This is a genomic window from Paenibacillus elgii NBRC 100335 (assembly GCF_004000865.1).
GTDB classification, from domain to species: Bacteria; Bacillota; Bacilli; order Paenibacillales; family NBRC-103111; genus Paenibacillus_G; species Paenibacillus_G elgii.
The window spans coordinates 236,658-254,707 of record NZ_BIMB01000005.1; the positions used below are offsets into that span (position 1 = coordinate 236,658).

The 18,050-nt window shown below is 52.9% G+C and carries 16 protein-coding genes and 1 riboswitch; of the genes, 6 read left to right on the top strand and 10 right to left on the bottom strand.

Going from position 1 to position 18,050, the window contains the following annotated elements; all coding sequences use genetic code 11:
- Window positions 1-72: 72 nt before the first annotated feature.
- Window positions 73-225, bottom strand: a riboswitch (SAM riboswitch).
- 445 nt (window positions 226-670) lie between these two features.
- Window positions 671-1,606, top strand: a complete 936-nt coding sequence (gene corA / locus PEL01S_RS06120) for a magnesium/cobalt transporter CorA (protein ID WP_036689892.1) — start codon at window positions 671-673, stop codon at window positions 1,604-1,606.
- Between the two features lie 51 nt (window positions 1,607-1,657).
- On the opposite strand, the gene PEL01S_RS06125 is transcribed toward corA, so the two are convergent.
- Window positions 1,658-2,095: a coiled-coil domain-containing protein gene (locus PEL01S_RS06125; protein WP_063181233.1), complete on the bottom strand. Its 438-nt coding sequence runs from the start codon at window positions 2,093-2,095 to the stop codon at window positions 1,658-1,660.
- A gap of 84 nt (window positions 2,096-2,179) precedes the next feature.
- Window positions 2,180-3,190 carry an HRDC domain-containing protein gene (locus PEL01S_RS06130; RefSeq protein WP_127459715.1) on the bottom strand — a complete coding sequence of 337 codons (1,011 nt, stop codon included), beginning with the start codon at window positions 3,188-3,190 and terminating at the stop codon, window positions 2,180-2,182.
- Between the two features lie 220 nt (window positions 3,191-3,410).
- On the opposite strand from PEL01S_RS06130, the gene PEL01S_RS06135 reads away from it, so the two are divergent.
- On the top strand, window positions 3,411-3,713 hold the full coding sequence (locus tag PEL01S_RS06135; protein ID WP_010497973.1) for a hypothetical protein: 303 nt from the start codon (window positions 3,411-3,413) through the stop codon (window positions 3,711-3,713).
- 92 nt (window positions 3,714-3,805) lie between these two features.
- On the opposite strand, the gene nhaC is transcribed toward PEL01S_RS06135, so the two are convergent.
- The 8 genes from nhaC to PEL01S_RS06175 form a co-directional block, all read right to left on the bottom strand.
- On the bottom strand, window positions 3,806-5,239 hold the full coding sequence (nhaC, locus tag PEL01S_RS06140; RefSeq protein ID WP_063181229.1) for a Na+/H+ antiporter NhaC: 1,434 nt from the start codon (window positions 5,237-5,239) through the stop codon (window positions 3,806-3,808).
- A 192-nt stretch (window positions 5,240-5,431) separates the two neighbouring features.
- Entirely contained in the window at window positions 5,432-5,740 is a 309-nt protein-coding gene (locus PEL01S_RS06145; protein ID WP_127459716.1) for a YerC/YecD family TrpR-related protein, read from the bottom strand.
- A gap of 20 nt (window positions 5,741-5,760) precedes the next feature.
- The gene (locus PEL01S_RS06150; protein WP_127459717.1) at window positions 5,761-6,918 is read right to left on the bottom strand and encodes a homogentisate 1,2-dioxygenase; all 1,158 of its coding nucleotides are present in this window, start codon (window positions 6,916-6,918) and stop codon (window positions 5,761-5,763) included.
- Between the two features lie 33 nt (window positions 6,919-6,951).
- Window positions 6,952-8,214: a fumarylacetoacetase gene (fahA, locus tag PEL01S_RS06155; RefSeq protein WP_127459718.1), complete on the bottom strand. Its 1,263-nt coding sequence runs from the start codon at window positions 8,212-8,214 to the stop codon at window positions 6,952-6,954.
- A gap of 16 nt (window positions 8,215-8,230) precedes the next feature.
- A complete protein-coding gene (locus PEL01S_RS06160) occupies window positions 8,231-9,175 on the bottom strand; it encodes a hypothetical protein (RefSeq protein WP_127459719.1) in 945 nt (314 codons plus the stop codon).
- A 46-nt stretch (window positions 9,176-9,221) separates the two neighbouring features.
- Window positions 9,222-10,337, bottom strand: a complete 1,116-nt coding sequence (gene hppD, locus PEL01S_RS06165) for a 4-hydroxyphenylpyruvate dioxygenase (protein WP_127459720.1) — start codon at window positions 10,335-10,337, stop codon at window positions 9,222-9,224.
- Window positions 10,338-10,466: 129 nt separating this feature from the next.
- Entirely contained in the window at window positions 10,467-10,694 is a 228-nt protein-coding gene (locus tag PEL01S_RS06170; RefSeq protein ID WP_063181220.1) for a DUF1450 domain-containing protein, read from the bottom strand.
- Between the two features lie 54 nt (window positions 10,695-10,748).
- The gene (locus PEL01S_RS06175) at window positions 10,749-11,909 is read right to left on the bottom strand and encodes a Glu/Leu/Phe/Val dehydrogenase dimerization domain-containing protein (RefSeq protein WP_275587168.1); all 1,161 of its coding nucleotides are present in this window, start codon (window positions 11,907-11,909) and stop codon (window positions 10,749-10,751) included.
- 485 nt (window positions 11,910-12,394) lie between these two features.
- Between PEL01S_RS06175 and PEL01S_RS35655 the strand changes: the two genes are divergently transcribed.
- From PEL01S_RS35655 to PEL01S_RS06195, 4 genes are all read left to right on the top strand, one after another.
- Window positions 12,395-12,589 (top strand): elgicin/penisin family lantibiotic, encoded by a 195-nt coding sequence (locus tag PEL01S_RS35655; RefSeq protein WP_063181218.1) that lies wholly within the window; start codon window positions 12,395-12,397, stop codon window positions 12,587-12,589.
- An 81-nt stretch (window positions 12,590-12,670) separates the two neighbouring features.
- On the top strand, window positions 12,671-12,862 hold the full coding sequence (locus tag PEL01S_RS06185; protein WP_063181216.1) for an elgicin/penisin family lantibiotic: 192 nt from the start codon (window positions 12,671-12,673) through the stop codon (window positions 12,860-12,862).
- Between the two features lie 192 nt (window positions 12,863-13,054).
- Window positions 13,055-16,171, top strand: a complete 3,117-nt coding sequence (locus tag PEL01S_RS06190; RefSeq protein ID WP_164824248.1) for a lantibiotic dehydratase — start codon at window positions 13,055-13,057, stop codon at window positions 16,169-16,171.
- Complete coding sequence (locus PEL01S_RS06195; RefSeq protein ID WP_127459722.1) at window positions 16,168-18,045, top strand: ABC transporter ATP-binding protein; 1,878 nt, start codon at window positions 16,168-16,170, stop codon at window positions 18,043-18,045. The genes PEL01S_RS06190 and PEL01S_RS06195 overlap by 4 nt, the downstream gene beginning before the upstream one ends.
- The last annotated feature ends 5 nt before the right edge of the window (window positions 18,046-18,050 follow it).

Genomic DNA, 18,050 nt, shown 5'->3' on the forward strand with positions numbered 1-18,050 from the left:
CGACTGAAAAAGGCATAAGAAAAAGCCTTTCTCCATCGCACGAGAAAGGCCTTTGTATAGTTACATCGTCCTCTCTCATCTGTCAGAAGCCGCTTGGCTTCCGCAAGAATTAGCACCGTGCATTCCTTTGCCATGCTGAAAAAAGCATCAACGTGTTGTTTACGCAAAGGTCTGTCGGTTGCCGGGTATCATCGGGCTAGTCCCTCCACCTGCTCTTGATAAGAGTGTGAAACCGAATCTATTCAGTTGGTTTAGATAATACTAATGTAATCGAAATCACAGCAAGCGTCAAGCGGAACCTTTTCCATGAAATGATGACGTCTGAACCCGCACCACTCCGCCAGATTTTGCATAAATTATTCCCATGCGCGAATGAAATACAAACTCATTGTGTTCTCGAATATGACGCGTTATACTATACAGGTATTCGACATTTCACGCTAGAAGGGGTGCAGCAATCGAATGGACGGAGACCCGGGAAGTCGTATCTACGTTCAAACACAATTGAATCCATCGTATGGAACCCGGTCGTTTGCCATTCGTTCAAGAATGCGCATGCTTTTTTGTGCGTGAAGATGACGAGCAGCACCTGACTAAAGCCTAACGTCTGTTTTCTCGCAAGAGGCAGACGGCCGAGCGTTCCATCCGATCAATAGGAGGGGTGGAACTTATGAAGGCACGCTTGGTTCAGGACGGCATTTTTACCCTAGTGGAAGACATCACGCAAACCATCGATCCGCCTCAGCACGGCTTTTATTGGATTGATGCCGAGCCAGAGGATTTGGACATTTTACAGCCTTTATTTCATCTTCATGAGCTCGCCATAGAGGACGTTTTGACAGAAGAAGAACAGCGGCCGAAGATCGAGCTGTACGACTCGCATTATTTTATCGTGGTCAACAGCATCCGTTTCGATGACGAGGAAATTTTTCTCCGCGCACTCAATATTTTTCTGGGGAAGCACTATATCATCACGATCACCCGGCAAAAAATTAACGAAATTCGCGCCTTGAAGCCAATTCTCTGGGAAGAGGAGGTTACGGCTCCCGATCAGTTTCTGTATCACTTGATCGACCTTATCGTCGATAATTACACCAACGTCGGGGACCGGATCGAAGCGAAAATCGAGAAGCTGGAAGAAGACATTCTGATGCATACGAAGAAGTCGCATTTGAATGAGATCATCGGGCTGCGAAGCGAAATTTTATGGCTCAAAAAAGTGCTCGTCCCGCAAAAAGAAGTCATCGCGACACTGCACAAAAAAGAGCTGAAGCTGGTCAGCGAGCCGCTTAAAAAATATTTTGGCGATATTTACGAAAACGCCGTAAAAATATCCGAGACGTTCGAAACGTTCCGCGACTTGATGGCGAACTTGCGGGAGGCTTATCAATCTTCCCTCGCCAACCGCGCGAACGAAATCATGCGCGTGTTTACGGCACTGACGACCATTTTCATGCCGCTGACGTTCATTACTGGCGTTTATGGTATGAACTTTGAGTATATTCCCGGCTTGCACTGGGAGTACGGTGGAGTCGCCGCGGTCGTTGTTTTGGCGCTTGTCGGTATCTTCATGTTCGTATTGTTCCGCAAAAAGGATTGGCTGTGAAGCCGTTCCTTTTTTTTTGCATGCAAAAAAAGGAACCTTGGGAAAGGTTCCTCATTCAGGATGCTTGGCCGTATGGTCTTCCAGACGTTTAATCCGGTCCAAGGTCGCATCCATATCGTTTTCGAACAAACGCATGCTCCGTTTAATATGCCTGACGTCCGCACCGACATCGTCGATCTGGCTCTGCAAGCTTAGATGAACGCGATCCAGCCGGGCATCGAGAAAGTCGATTTTGGCGCCGAGACCGGTGTTAACTTCGTCGATCTTCGCATCTAGGGCGTCGATTCGCGCAGTAAGTCGAGCGTCGACTTGGTCGATCTTTGCGCTGAGTCGGGTGTCGACTTTATCGATCTTCACGTTAAGGTCGTCGATTCGCGTGTTCGTTTCACCGATTTTGGCGCTTAACTGCAAATTCAGCTCGCTTATTTTCGCGTTGGTTTCTTCCTGGTTCTTGATGATGCTATGAAGTATAGCCCGAAGCTCCTCCATACGGTCAGCTCCTTCATATTCCTATAATCCATCTTACCTTAGCCGCCGGGCTTGTTCAATGTTTTTTTGCCCTGCTGCCGCGCCTCAGCTCGCTTCAACCGTCTTCTGTTCATTCTCGCGGCGGAACTTCATCCGCAGCATGCGAAGCCATTCGTAGACACGGTCCGCATCTTGCGCAGTCAGCTCCTTCTGGCTGTAGACCGTTTGCAGTATCGGTTTCAAATATCGGTCGCCCTGCTGCTGGAACGCCTTCCATGCCAGCTCGCGCTCCGGCTCGGGCACCTGCTCAAGCTGCCCTTCGATATAGCTCTGCAGGTCGTAGCCTTCGCGATCCAGCTCTTCGAACAGCTGCAGCAAACTGCGCCGTTGCATCTTGGTCTGCTCCAGCAGCTCCTCCAGCTTCTCCCCGCGCGCAATGGCTTCGAGCAGCTTATGCTTGATCTCCCGCTTCTCCTCCTCGGCCTTCCGCTTCCGTTCATTTTCCTGAAGCAGCCAGGCATTCAGCTCTCCCGGATTGATCGATTCCGCCACCCACGACAGCGGAAAATCCGTATCCCGCTGGAAGCCGGTGGTGATGGCGACGATATCGGCTGCGTAGGCGGCAGCTTTGGCTTTGCCGAATCCCGGAAGATGCAGCAGCTCTTCTTCCGTGTGGGGAACGAAGGCGCTTATCATCTTAAGCAGCCGATTGGTCGCGATCAGATAAGCCGCTTTGCCGTCGATGCTTGCTTGTTTAAACCGCCAATCGCGCAGCTTGTCGAACAGCTCTTCGTTGGCATGCTTCTCGCCGTAAAAATGCAAGCGTTGAATATACGCCGTCCGGTGGTCCAATACGTCGATTTCGCTTACGTTCACCTGCACGATCGGCTTATAGCCACCGCATTGCTTGGCAAACACCCGCTCGCGGAAAATCGCCAGCATCTCCTCCCAGCGCAGTCCTTCGTACCAGCACTCCTGCTCACGTCGGCCGTCTTCTCTCGTCTCGTTCCACATGACCATCCAGGTGCCTTGGCTTTCGCCGATCGTCACCTGCGCCGTACGGACATTCCCCTCTTCCGTTGCCTTTTCCAAGCTGTTCAAAAACACCAGATTCATTCGAAAAACCTCCCCCAAGAAGTTGTCAAACTGGCTTCAAACGCAAAAAAGCACCATCTTACCCAATAGCAGGTAAGAGGTGCTTCCTCTCAAGTCACGTTTGAAATTAGATTTATATTACCACGTCACGCGACGACTGACAAGCACGAATTGGATAATCTTCCGGTATAAGGGCATGCTATGATAAAGCAATCTCGCTTACCGAAAGGAGGAACCCGGCATGAGCCCAAACGACACGAACCAAGACGGATTTATGAGCGAAGCGCCGCAAAAGAAATACACCGATCTAAGCACGGTGGAATCCCAGCGCAACGACCTGACGGCGGAGGAATTTCCGGAAGGCCCTTACGGCAGCAGCCTTCTCACCGAATCGCTCGGCAAGAGCACGCCGTGGCGGGAGGATCAGCGTTCGTACAACCAGTTTACTTACGAGAACCGCGAGCTTCACGCAGGCCTCTCCCGCGGGTATCCCGACGCGCATCCGACCCATGACTCGTCCGGCGACGATTACGTGGAAGAGTAGCCGGGCAACCGCAAAAAGGCGATCCGCCGGACCTCTTCTCCGGCGAACCGCCTTCGCGCTTGGTGCCCCAACGCCAGCAAACTCTTTCCAGTCTACATGCCGCTGTTGTTCATGCCGATCTCAAACTTTTCCTCGTACGCTCCCCTCTCGTCCTCCTCGCCGATCGGCGCAATGGCGAAACCGGTATAACCGAACACGATCGCTAACAAGGGCGTGATAAAGCACATAAACGAATAAAGAACATACTCCATGCCGATATTCAGCGTAGCCATAATAAAGGCGCCGGAGACTCCCCATGGAACGGCCGGATGGACGATGGTTCCGGCATCCTCCAGCGTTCTGGACAAGTTTTTCGGATGAAGCTTCAGCCGCTTGTACGAAGACTCCAGCATTTGTCCGGGCAAAATAATGGACAAGTAGCATTCCCCGATAATGACATTCACCCCGATCGAAGAAAAAACCGTCGCGCTGATAACGTTGCCTTTATTATTCAAGAGGCTCTTAATCCGGTCGATCATGGTATGAACCAGACCGATTTCTTTCACAAGACCGCCGAAGGCGAGCGCCATAATGATGAGCGAGACGGCAGACATCATACTGGATAGCCCGCCGAGCGACAGCAGCTTATCGATCGCCTCCACTCCCGTTTCCGACTTATAGCCAAAGTGCGCGACGGTCATAAGCCGGCCTGCCGAAACGCCGGGAACCGTAAAAAAGGCCGTCGCGATCGCGACCAATAAACCGATAACGAGCGTTGGAATGGCATCGAACCGTTTGAAAGCCAAGACGATAATCGCCAGCGGCGAGAGCAGGGTCAGAGGAGTAATCGCGAAGCGTTCGTTGAGGGTGCGGATCATCGTTTCAATGCCGGCGGTGTCTGCGGCGCGGTCGGAGGATATGGCAAAAAAAGCAAACAGAATCAGCGTCAATACCAAGCTCGGAATCGTCGTCCACAGCATATGCCGGATATGATCGAAAATAGGCACCTTGGCTGTCGCGGAGGCAAGATTCGTCGTATCCGAGAGAGGGGATATTTTATCACCGAACACGGAGCCGCAAACGATCGCCCCTGCAGCCATAGCGGGAGAAATTCCCATGCCGTAGGCGACCCCCATCAAAGCAACGCCCATTGTGCCGATCGCGCTCCAGGAGCTTCCTGTCAGCACGGAGACGACTCCGCAAATCAATACCGCCGAGACGAGAAAGTAGCTGGGCGAAAGAATGTGCAAGCCGTAATAAGACAAAGTCGGCACGGTTCCGTTCAACACCCATATCCCAATCAAGATACCGATGAGACACAATATCAGTATCGAGGGGAGGCCGTACAAAATGCCTTTGACGACAGCCGATTCCAGCTGTTTCCAAGTGAAGCCTAATGTTAAGCCATACAACGAAAGAAGGATTGATGCCATCAAGATGGGGATTTGCGGAGCAACTTGATAGTGAAGAATGCTTATCGCCAAAATGATGATGATAACCGCAATGAGCGCGCATGACATGAAAAACGACGGTTTTTTCGTTACCATAACTATTCCTCCTTCACGAACAGAATCGTAAGACGTGCGAGGCCTTGCATGTAAGCGCATTCATAATAAACAAGAAAGCATTCGACGGGAAACCAGGCTGTACGAGTGCAAACCCCATAACGATTTAACGCTTCGTTTCTCATCCATCGGTCTCCCGTCAGAACGCTTCCTGCGGCAGGCGTGCCGTTTTTCTCATCGCTGTTTGCCGTGCATATTCAACCGCTCCAAAATGGTCCGGAAGCCTCCACTTCCGTGCTTCAGACAATTTTTGACCCGAAAAATGATGGCGCTGCCCTTCTGGGTCTCCTCGATAATATCCAAATAAGTAGCTCCTTCGAGCAGCTGCCTTGCGACTTCAAGCCTGAGAGCCATCGTTTTGACCTCGTTTACCGTGCACAAATCGGAAAAAAAATCGTAGCATTCCTCCTTCGTTTGCAACGATAAAATGGCTTCGAATAACTGATGGATTTCTTCCTCGCTTCGCACGTTATTCCGCCGCACTATGCCACCACCACGCTGATTTATTTATGGGACCAGCTGTACAAATAGTTTTTGTCTTCGAAAGCGTGGGCCGCCTTGACGACCTTGAGCGGACGGAACGTGTCCACCATAACCGCCAATTCCTTCGTTTCTTTTTTGCCCAGGCTCGCTTCGATTGTGCCGGGATGAGGCCCGTGAGGAATTCCTGACGGATGAAGCGTAATGGACCCTTCTTCGATGCCCCGGCGGCTCATGAAATTGCCCTCGACGTAGTAAAGCACCTCGTCGCTGTCCACGTTGCTGTGGAAATAAGGCGTAGGCACGGCTTCCGGATGGTAATCGTACAGTCTCGGGACGAAGGAGCAGACGACGAACTGATGCCCTTCGAACGTCTGGTGAATCGGAGGCGGCATATGAATGCGTCCGGTAATCGGTTCGAAATCCGCAATGTTGAAAATATACGGATACAGATAACCGTCCCAGCCGACGACGTCTAGCGGATGATGGCTGTAAATATGCGAATGCAGCGCGCCTCTCGTCTTGGACCGCACCTCGAACTCCCCGAGCTCCGTGTGCGTCTCCAGCGTCTCCGGCAGCCGGATATCCCTTTCGCAAAAAGGGCTGTGCTCCAGCAGCTGACCATGCTCGTTGCGGTAACGCTTCGGCGTGCTGATCCAGCTGTTCGTTTCCACGACCAAAAATTTGGTGTCATCCCCATCCGGCACGATCCGGTAAATGGTACCGATCGGAAGGACGATATAATCGCCCGGACGGTAGCGCAGCGTGCCAAACATCGACTCGACCTTGCCTGTTCCATAATGTACGAACAGAAGCTCGTCGCCGTCGCCGTTGCGGTAATAATAATTCATCGGTTCCGTGGGACTCGAAACGGCAAGCAGGATATCGTCATTGCCGAGCACATACGTTCTTCCAAGAACGGGGTCTCCCTTCTTCGGAGCCGCTCCCGTCTGAAAATGGCGGTACCCGAGCACGCTGTCGTCCTCGTACTCTATGCTGTACGCACCGAGGAACTCGGCTTTGACGATTTCCGTCGGCGCCCCATGATGGTAAAGGATCGATTGAATGCCGGAGAAGCCTTTCGTACCCATCACTTGCTCGCGAAACAACGAACCGTCTTCTTTTCTGAACTGCACGTGTCTTTTATTGGGAATTTGCCCCATCCGATGGTAGAACGGCATCTTGTACGACCTCCTTGGTTAAGTTGCGCTTGCTTATTTCAACGAAGGCAAAATCCGGCCCGTCACCTCGCCAAATCCGATGCGGTACCCGTCGCCTTGCGCGTAGCCGGTCATGGTCAGCCGGTCGCCGTCTTCCAGCCAGACTCGCTTGACGCCATCGCTTAATTGAAGCGGCTCCGCTCCGCGCCACGCCAATTCCAGCATGCATCCGCGACTTGCCTTATCCGGTCCGCTGATTGTCCCGGAGGCAAGCAAATCCCCGGCCCGCAGGTTGCAGCCGCCTACCGTATGGTGAGCGATTTGCTGCGCCATGCTCCAATACAGGTATTTGACATTGCTCTCCGTGATCCGCTCCGCCTGCTTCATATCGGCGCTTTGCAGATACACTTCAAGCTTGATATCGAAGGAGTGCGCCCCCTCCTGCTTCAGATAAGGAAGCCGCTCCGGCTCCTGTCGGCTTCCGCGGATGCGGAACGGCTCCAAAGCATCGAGCGGCACGACCCAGGGCGAAATCGACGTCGCGAAATTTTTCGCGAGAAAAGGTCCGAGCGGCTGGTACTCCCAAGCCTGAATATCCCGGGCGCTCCAATCGTTGACAAGCACCAGTCCGAAAATATGCTCCTCCGCCCGTTCGACAGGGATGGGAGTACCGAGCGGGTTGCCCGGACCCATAAACCACCCGATTTCCAGCTCAAAGTCCAGCTGGCGGCTCGGTCCGAATACAGGGGCCGCCGCATCCGGCGGCTTCATCTGCCCTTGCGGGCGGCGTACGTCGGTCCCGCTAAGTACGATCGAGCTGGCCCGGCCATGGTACCCGACCGGGAGATGGTGCCAGTTGGGCATTAAGGCGTTCTCTTTCCCCCGGAACATCGTTCCTACATTGAAGGCATGGTCCCGCGAAGCGTAAAAATCCGTATAATCGCCGATCTCTACAGGCAGCAGCAGCTCTGCATCCTTCTGCGGAAGCAAGGCGGCGGTCCGCAGCCCTGCGTTATCCCGCAGCTCCGGCTCGTCAGCCGACAGCAGCCGCTGAATTTCCGCGCGAACCCGCTGCCAGACCGGGCGGCCGAGTGCCATAAAAGCGTTCAGCGACGCTTGATCGAATATTCCTTTTCCGGCTGCTTCCGTCTTCGCGAAGCAGCCCGCCTGATCGAGGACGGCAAGATCCAGAACATACTCCCCAATGGCCACGCCAATCCGGGGAGGTCCGCCGTTACGGGAGCGGAACACGCCGTAGGGAAGATTTTGGATCGAAAAATGCGATTCCGGCGCAACCTCAACAAATGAGCGCAGCATCTTTTAACGGCTCCTTTTATTCAATGGATTTTAACTCCCGCAGCTCGTCACGAGGCTCGTCGAAGCTGCAGCTTCCGTAGGAGCACAGCGCCTGATTGCGCAGCCTCCGCACCTCGTCGGCCGAAACGGTAAGCGTTCTCCAGCCTAACGCATCCGGCAGGAAGACGAAGCTGTCGGGATCCTTGTCTGCCAAAATTTCGGCGGTTTTGTCGCGGTTCAGCTTGTGGACATGCGCCAGCATCCCCGCGACAAATACGTTAAGGAAGCCGTGCATCTCGGTCTTCACTTCCTCCCGGTACATGCGAACCGGGTGATGAAGGCCGGCTGTGAACTTCAACGCCAATTGGCGGTCTCTGCACCCGACGAGGACGGCGGCCACCTGCTCCGGCGACGGAAACGCGTCGGAGGTGACGCCTCCGGTCCGCAGCTTTACGCCCGGCTGCATCCCGCCTTGGCTGGCGCAGCACTTCACCGCATCAAGGGCTTCTTCGATCCGGTTCCCCCAATCGCCGTTCAATGGAAGCGTCCATTCGAAGAACAGCCGGAGGCCGTGTTCCGATGCTCCGGCTGCAATCTCATCTAGTAGCCGACGGTCCGCGCCTGAAGGGGGAAGAGGAAGCTCCAGTACGTCGATGTTCACCGACGAACCATGCTTCCCCCGGAAAGCCTCCGTTTGCCGCAAAGTATCGTCAAGCAGTTGAAGGCATTCTTCCGCATCCCGGCTGCGGGTTCCAAGAACCGACAGCCGCAGCGGCCAGTCCCCGGAAAACATCGGCATATACGGAGACAGCTTCTCCAATTGCGCGGAGGGAATGATGAACCGGCCCAGCATCCATGCGTCCCGTCCGTCCCGGTAAGCCGCGTAATTGCGTATGGCCTGCTCCAGAGGCAGGGCGGCGGGCGGAAATAACCCGGCATAATCGAGAAGCTGCTCCATCAAAGCTCTAGCGCTGGAAATCATGTGACGATTGCCCGCCTTTCCTTTAGCCTGTCGATTTGCAAGAAAATTACAAGTTTCCGCGACGCGCTTGCTCTCTCTCGATCGATTCGAACAGCGCTTTGAAGTTACCTTCGCCGAACGTCGTCGCCCCTTTGCGCTGAATGATTTCGAAGAACAGGGTCGGGCGGTCAACGAGCGGCTTCGTAAAGATTTGCAGTAGGTACCCTTCCTCGTCACGGTCGACAAGAATGCGGTATTGCTTCAGTTTCTCGATATCTTCGTCGATCTTGCCGACCCGATCCGCCAGCTCATCATAGTACGTATCCGGCGTATCCAGGAATTCCACGCCGTTTTCCTTCAGCACCTTCACGGTTGTAATAATATCGTTGGTCAATAAAGCTGCGTGCTGCACCCCAGGGCCGTTGTAAAACTCCAAATATTCTTCGATTTGCGACTTGCGCTTACCGGTTGCGGGCTCGTTAATCGGCATTTTGATCCGGCCGCCGTTGCAAATGACTTTGGACATCAAAGCCGAATATTCCGTGCTGATATCTTCATCATCGTAATGAATCATTTCCTTGAAGCCCATGACCTTCTCGTAGTAGGACACCCATTCGTTCATTTCCTCGACGTTACCGACGACATGGTCGATTCCGATAAGACCCGCATCCTGATACGGAAACGAGAAGTTGACGGGCTGATATCCCGGCGCAAACAAGCCCTTATAGTTCTTGCGGTCCACGAGGGTATGCACCGTATCGCCGTACGTGCCGATGATGGCTTTTTTGTAGGTGCCGTGTTCGTCCGTTAGCACCTGCGGCGCCATCACGGGAATGCCGCCTCTGGAAATCGCCTCCGCGTAAGCCTTTTCAACGTCGTCAACCCGAAACGCGACATCCTTCGTTCCTTCGCCATGCTTCTTGATAAATTCCGTGACCGGGTGGTCCTCCTGAAGCGAGCCCGTCACCACAAAGCGGATTTTCCGCTGCTCCAGCACATAGGACACGCGATCGCGCTGACCGGTTTCCAGCCCGGCGAAGGCGACAAGCTTGAACCCGAAGGCCCGGCTCATATAATAGGCAGCCTGCTTCGCGTTGCCAACGTAAAATTCCATATATTCAAAATCCTCGATCGGGAAAAAATCTTGCTGCAGCTCGCTAACTAAGGTAGTATCCATTTCCATTTTTATAACCTCCTAGAATAATATTCCTTATTGTTAAGGCTATTATATGGCAAACTTGTGAACTCTTCAAAAACGTTCAATGCTGTATGCGCGTGTCGACGCGAAATCGCTTTAGTACGTTAAATGAGGTTAGTCAGCTTCGGAGGCGGCCGCTTTCAGAAGCTGGTCCAGCAGCTCTTCATCATCGTTCAACACGATAATTTGTTGATCCACTTTCACGAAGCGCTCCAAGTAACATTGCCCGCAATTGCCCAAACAGTCCTTCACCACAATATCAACGGAACCGTCGCGCGATATTTGTTTTAAAGCTTCCGATTTGGTCAGCTCATTCGAGCTGCACAGCTTGACGGTAGCCATCAGAACAAGCCTCCCGGAAAATCGTAATTAGGTCTCCGTGCTTCCTACCTGCGGTTAGTGGCGGATTTGCCATTTGGCGCGCTTTCTGGGGGAGAAGAAGCTGTTTCTTCCTTTTCTGGATTGAATTCGCTGCTCGCAGATCAGATTCGCCGCTTCAACCGTCGTGATGTTTTTTTCCTTGGCTTCCGAGAATACGCGGAGCAGCGAATGATAGATCGCTTTCGTTTTGGCCAATACTCTGTCTTTGTTCGGTCCGTAAAGCTCATCCGATACTTGCATGATTCCGCCGCTGTTGACCACGTAATCGGGAGCGTAAAGGATACCTCTTCGTTTTAGTTCAAGGGCATGGCTCTCATGAAGCAGCTGATTGTTCGCTGCGCCTGCGATCGCTCGGACCTTGAGCTGCCCGATCGTTTGATCGTTGATAATGCCGCCGACAGCGCACGGAACGAAGAAGTCGGCCTCCACGCCGTAAATCTCTTCTCCTTTCACGTCGGTCGCGGTTCTGCCAAGCTTACCGGCTCTTTCCACAATTTGATCTACCGCGGTTTGATCCACATCGGTCACATAGAGATCGGCTCCTTCCTGCAGCAAATGCTCGGCGACTTTAAAGCCGACCTTCCCCAAGCCTTGAATCGCAAACCGCTTGCCGCTCAACTCCTCATGCCCCCATAACGTCCGGGCTACAGCTTTCATGCTGTACAGAACGCCCAAAGCCGTCGGAATCGACGTTTCTCCCCCGCCGCCATATTCCTCGGGCAGCCCGGCGATGCAATTCGTCTCCTTGCAGGCATGGACGAAATCGTCCAGCACCGTGCCCATATCCGTCCCGGTATAAAATCTCCCGTTCAACGAATCGATAAATTGTCCGTAAGCCCGGAACAATTCCGGGGTTTTATCTTTGGCCGGATCCCCGATGATGACCGCTTTTCCCCCGCCGAAGTCCACATCAGCCGCTGCGCATTTATAGGTCATCGCCTTCGATAAACGCAGAACGTCCTCCAGCGCTTCCTCGACGGTAGCATAAGGCCTCATCCGCGTTCCTCCCAAAGCCGGGCCGAGCGTCGTATCGTGGATGGCGATAATCGCTTTCAAGCCCGTGGCGGGGTCGTTGCAAAACAGCACCTGCTCATGCTCCTGCATTTTCTCGAACAAGTCGGTCATACGCGAGGACGCCGACGGTTGGATCTCGGATAATAACGCTGCATTGTTCATCTCTATTCCTCCTGAAACGATTCTCTACTCTCTACACAAAAGTAAACGTTTTCAAAACTGCATGACGCTGCATTTCGAATCCATACGCTATGCTTTCATCTTATGTGGAACACTCCTTTATGGTTTGGATAAAACAAGCTATAGTTCCTTTTTGTAACAGTTCAGATACTAAACTACCCCGATGAATCACGCAAACATCCCTTTTAACGCGCGTGTTCTTTGATGTTTCAGCACTTTTGCGCGTTGAATAAGATCAGTGCTCGTAACAAGGTCCTATCTCCAACTATACTAACTTTTATAAAAATATTTGTAATATATTGACTATTATTATATTATTCGGTATATTATAGACGAATGTGGATATGAATACATATTTTTGAATTTCATTCTTCCACATTCACGTTTCTTTGCGGCAAGGCCAGGCGAAGGTGAAAGCGGTTCCAATCGGTTTAAAATTTTTTTACATTTGAAGGGAGAAGATACTTATGGCAAACAACAATTTCGATCTGGATGTCCAAGTGAAATCGGTTAATTCGGTAAACGCGAATTTTGGGCTTTACACGTCAGAATGCTATAGTTCTCAATGCTATTCTTCCAAATGTTATTCCGATTCTTGCTATTCCTCCGACTGCTATACCGGCCGTCATATGTGCGGCTACACCCACGGCTACAGCTGCTAATTTCATCCATTCATTCAGCTTTCGCCGGCTGCCGCAACAAACTTCGGAGAAACATTCTCCGTTCGAAGGGAGAAAATAGCTATGGCAAACAACGTTTTCGACCTGGATGTTGAAGTGAAATCGGTAAACTCGGTAAACCAAAACATCGGCCTCTTCACGTCCGCTTGCTTTAGCTCTCAATGCTTCTCTTCCAAATGCTTCTCGGATACTTGCTTCAGCTCGAACTGCTTTACCGGCAGACATCAGTGCGGCTACACCCACGGCAGCTGCTAAACTTTCGCATGTTCCTACAGCCTACTTCGGAGGAACGTTCGCGTTCTTCCGAAGTATCTCTTACGACTCGATAACGGAAGGTGAGACGACATGTCAGTTCAAGTGGCCCCCTCTCAACCGACGCCAGCTCAAGCTCATCCAAGCGTTTTTCAGGCGCTTGATTTTTTTATTTTGAGGATGCCTTTATTGCCGGTGGAACGATTCCAGAACCTTTCTGTCGATCCAAATGAGGATGAAGCGCTTAGCCGCCAGCCATGGTTCGAGAAATTGGCCGCCTACGCCGAATTGCCTATCATCCGGGAAGCCATTGCCGTATCCAGCTTGCCGCTGCTTCAGGCCTTGCCCAATCTAACCAACCAGGAGCATCCTCGCAAACAAGATCAGGCTGTAAAAGGCTTTCTGCGCTATTTGCTGCGCATGACCTCGCGTCCGACGCCTTTTGGTTTATTTTCTGGAGTATCATATGGAAATTTTGGGGAGCGGTATGCGTTCGAGCTTCAACCTGTAACGGCCCACGCCAAACGAGCCCGCCCGGATATGGAATGGCTGTTGAAAGTGCTGTCCGGCCTGGAGAGCCGATTTGACATCGTCAAGCAGTTAAAGGTCAGTCTCAATTGTTTGGCCTATCCCGTAGGCTCCCGCCTTTACCTGCCTTACCTGACCAAGTACGGCGTCAAGCAGAAAAGCAACAGCACGATGGAGAGCACCTCCGTTCGCCTTACTCCGGCTGTGAAGCAGGTGATGGAGCTTACCCATCAGCCCCTCCCCTTTTGCGAATTGGCACTGAAGCTGCACAGCCAATTTTCCGATACGTCACTCGAGCAAATAAACCAATTTCTGTGGCAGCTGGTTCAGCAGGAAATCATCATTACGGACCTGCGACCGCCTCTCATGACCGCTTCGCCATTCGATTATGTACTGCGGCGTTTGGCCGATGTCACAGGCGTGGAAGACGAAAGAGCGAAGCTACAAACGGCCGCAGCCCTTATCGCAAGCTATAACCATACGGAAATCGGGCAAGGCGAGCCATTATACCATGAGCTTGTTGAGCATATGAAATCCGTTGCCGAAGCGGATCATGTCCTGCAAGTGGACATGGCCCTCTCGATGGAGGCGTTAACCCTCCCCAAATCCGTTGCGCAGGAGATCGAGCGCGTCGGTGAAGTGCTGTGGCGAATCTCCGGGGAACGGCTGGGACTTTCGCATCTGGAAAGCTACCGAGCCGATTTCATGGAGAAATACGGGGCTTACCGCGAGGTTCCCCTGCTGGAGCTGCTGGATGCAGACATCGGGCTTGGCGCTCCGGCTGGATATGAATATCCCCGGAGTAAACGCAAGGAAGACAACACCCCTTCTTTCGCCCAGCAAAAGAAAAAGATGCTGCTGACCCAATGGGTCATGACATGCCTCCAGCAGGGGCGGCAGGAATTGGAGCTGACCAACGACATGGTGACGCAGCTTGAACCTGTGCCGATGGAGGAAAAGTACGCGCCACGGTCGTTGGAATTGTATTTCGGCCTTGCCGCCCGATCCGGCCAAGCGGTGGAGGAGGGTGACTTTCTGCTGATTGCCGGAGGTACGACGGGCACCTACGGTGCAGGCAAATCCGTCGGCCGGTTTGTCGATTTGTTTGATTCCTCCTTTGTGGACAAGCTCAAGCAAATTGACCGATTGGAGCAAAAGCTTCAGCCCGAAGCGATTCTCGCCGAGCTCGTTTATTTTCCAGGAGACGGCCGAGCCGCTAACGTTGCTCTGAGCACGAATATTCGCGAATACGAAATCGACATCGGCACCAATTCAGCCAAAGATCCGGAGCATACAATCCCACTCTCCGATCTGGTTGTCGGCATTTCTTCGAGCGGTTTTTATTTGCGGTCTCTGGCAAGAAATCGAAAGGTCATTCCGGTGACAAACCATATGCTGAATACGTCGAACTCGCCTAATGTCTACCGGTTTTTGCGTGAGTTATCGATGGAAAACCAGCGCAACATCGATTTTTTCGAGTGGAACGAGCTGCGAACCTTTCCTTTTTTACCGCGGCTAAGGTACAGCAAAACGATCATTGCGGCGGCTTGCTGGAAGTTTAACGGGGACCTGCCGCCTTTTCACGGGAACATGACGGAGACGCAGTGGCGCCAGGCTTTTGATACGTACCGGAAGCAGTGGAATGTGCCGCGCTTTGTTTATTTGACCCAATCGGATAACCGCTTGCTGCTGGATCTCGACTCCCCGCTTCATCAGGACGAAGTGTATCGGGATTATACGAAGCTCCAGCCTGGGGGGCAGATCGTCCTAACCGAAACCGGCTTTGCATTTGAGCATCTGCCCGAGAGTGCAGGCGGGCACTACGTGACCGAGTTTGTTTTTCCTCTCGTCAAACGGGACTTGCCGCAAGCTTCCTCGCAGCCGGATCTTGGCGGGGCTCTCGCCTCGCCTCCCATTCGCCTCGCGGAGAGATTGAAAATGCCGGGCAGCGAATGGCTGTATCTGAAATGGTACGGTTCGGATCATCGCGCCGACGCTTTTATCGGGGGGCCTCTGCTGGAGTTTTGCCGTCAGGCGGAGGAGCAAGGATGGGCGGCCGGCAGCTTCTTTATGCGCTATGCCGATCCCGATCCGCATCTTCGCTGGCGTTTCTGCGGTCATCCCGAGCAGCTTCACACCGTGCTGCTGCCGCAGCTGTACCGGTTTACGCGGCAGTGCGTGGAAGACGGACTGTTGTCCCGCCTGGTGATCGATACTTACGATCCGGAAATCGAGCGGTACGGGGGCCGGACGTTGATCGGGACAGCGGAGCGGCTGTTCTGTCTCGACAGCCGGGTCGTGGCTGAATGGATTCACGCCAGACAATCGGGACACCTCAGTCTGAACCCGCACTTGCTGGCCGTCATCAGCGTCATTGACATCATGGAACGGTTCGGGCTGTCCTTTTCCGAGCAATTCGACTGGCTTAACACGATGGTACAGCACAAGGAGCATTTGGAGCTGTTCCGTCAGCATCGGCCATTTCTAATGAAATTCGGGGATGCCAGAGGAAACTTTGCCCAGCTTCGCCATCTTCCTGACGGAGCGGCCATCCTGCCGATGCTCCAAGTCCGCGGCGAGGCGATTACCCGGTACGTCGAGGGAATCCGGCTGTGCCAAGCGGAGGGAACCTTGACCAATACTCCGGAGGATCTGATACAAAGCGTGATCCATATGCATCTGAACCGGCTGTTCGGCATCCAAAGGGAGGAAGAGCAGAAGGTGTTGACTTTGGCCAGACATACGTTATACAGCTTGCAGCATGTTAGGAGGAATCAACCATGAGCTCGGCTGCGGAAGAAGCATCCCTAACCGTAAATCTAACGAATGTTTTGCAATCCTTTCGCTATTGGCCCCGCGTGTTCCAATTGCTGTGGCAAACGCACAAACCGTATTTCTTGCTGATTTTATTGATTAACATCCTGCGCGGCGCTTCGCCGGTCATCTCGCTGCTGCTGCTCCAAACCTTGATCAACAACATAGGCGCTGCCTGGGATACCGGTTTTCAAACCGTGCTTTGGCCCTTTATTTGGCTCATTACGTTTACCGCATTTAATGAAGCGCTGTCGCTGGCTCAAAATTTCATCAGCAAATTATTTGAAACACTGCTCAGCAATCGGATCAACCTGCTCATTATGGAGAAGTCGATTTCCCTTTCGCTTAGCGATTTTGAGAACTCCCAAGTGCAAGACGCCCTGAAACGCGCTCAAAACGAGGCCGGTCATCGGCCTTATCAAATCCTGCAGCAGATTTTGTCCATTGTTACCGCGTCCATTACGTTATTCTCGACCGCGGCTATGCTCATTTCGTGGAAATGGTGGGCGGCTTTTCTCCTGATCCTCATTCCCTTGGCCTCCTTCTATTCGTTTCTGAGGATCGGGCAGCAGGAGTTTATGATTCAATGGAACCGGGCCCCAAAAATGCGGCATACCTGGTATTTGTCCGTGCTGCTGACAAGGGATATCTCGTTCAAGGAGATCAAGCTGTTTCAACTGGGCGGTTATTTGCTCGGCAAATATCACGAGCTGCTCCGGCAGTTTTTGGCGGAAGACAAACGCATGATCAAGAAGCGGCTCGGCATGGGAGCGATTTTTCAAGCGATCCAGCAAGGGGTCAACGCTTTCATGTTTCTCATGGTCTTATGGTCCGCCTATAAACGCGAAATTTTGATCGGCCATGTGGTCAGCTATACCCAAGCCATTACGTTAACCTTGGTTTCGTCGCAAAATTTGACGCAGGGCATTCTTTCCTTATGCCAGCACAATTTATTTTTGCAGCAGTTGTTCGCTTTCCTGGATTTGCAGTCCTCCGATCCTGCCGTCAGAAGAACCGAAGCTTCGGAGGCTTCCCGTGCGACGAATGCGTCCGCCATCCAATCGGTGGAATTCCGCAATGTGTCTTTCCGTTATCCCGGCAGCAGTTATCCGGCTTTGCGGAATGTCAGCTTTACCCTGCAGCGTGGAGAAACGCTCGCGATTGTAGGGCGCAACGGGTCCGGGAAGACAACGCTGATGAAGCTGCTGACGCAGCTGTACGACTCCTTCGAAGGAGACATTCTCATCAACGGTGTCTCGATCCGCGATATGGACTGCGAAGCGTTTCGCCGCAAGGTCGGCGTCGTATTCCAGGATTTCGTCCAATATGAGATGCAGGTCCGGCAAAATATCGGTTTTGGCAACGTTGCCAAAATGGAGGACGACGCCGAATTGTGGAAGGCGGCGGATCGGGCGGGCATCGCCGGCTTGGTCCAATCGATGCCCACAGGCCTTGCCACCCAGCTCGGGCGTTTGTTTGACGAAGGGCAGCAGCTCTCCGGTGGACAGTGGCAGCGGATTGCCATCGCCAGAGCCTTCATGCGCGAAGCCGAGCTTTATGTGTTGGACGAGCCCAGCTCCATGCTCGATCCGGAAACCGAGCTGCTGGTGTTTCAGGCGTTTCGGGAGTTGGTCCGCGAACGGTTAGGTATTTTCATCTCTCACCGCTATTCCGCCATCCGGTACGCCGACCATATCCTCATGATGGATCAAGGCTCTGTGGTCGAGCAAGGCAATCATCAACAGCTGATGCAGCTGAACGGGATGTATGCCGAGCTTTATATGATGCAAGCAAATGCTTATTTGGACGCCGATCAGGAGCGCAAAGCGCGTTCTGCCGTTTGATTACG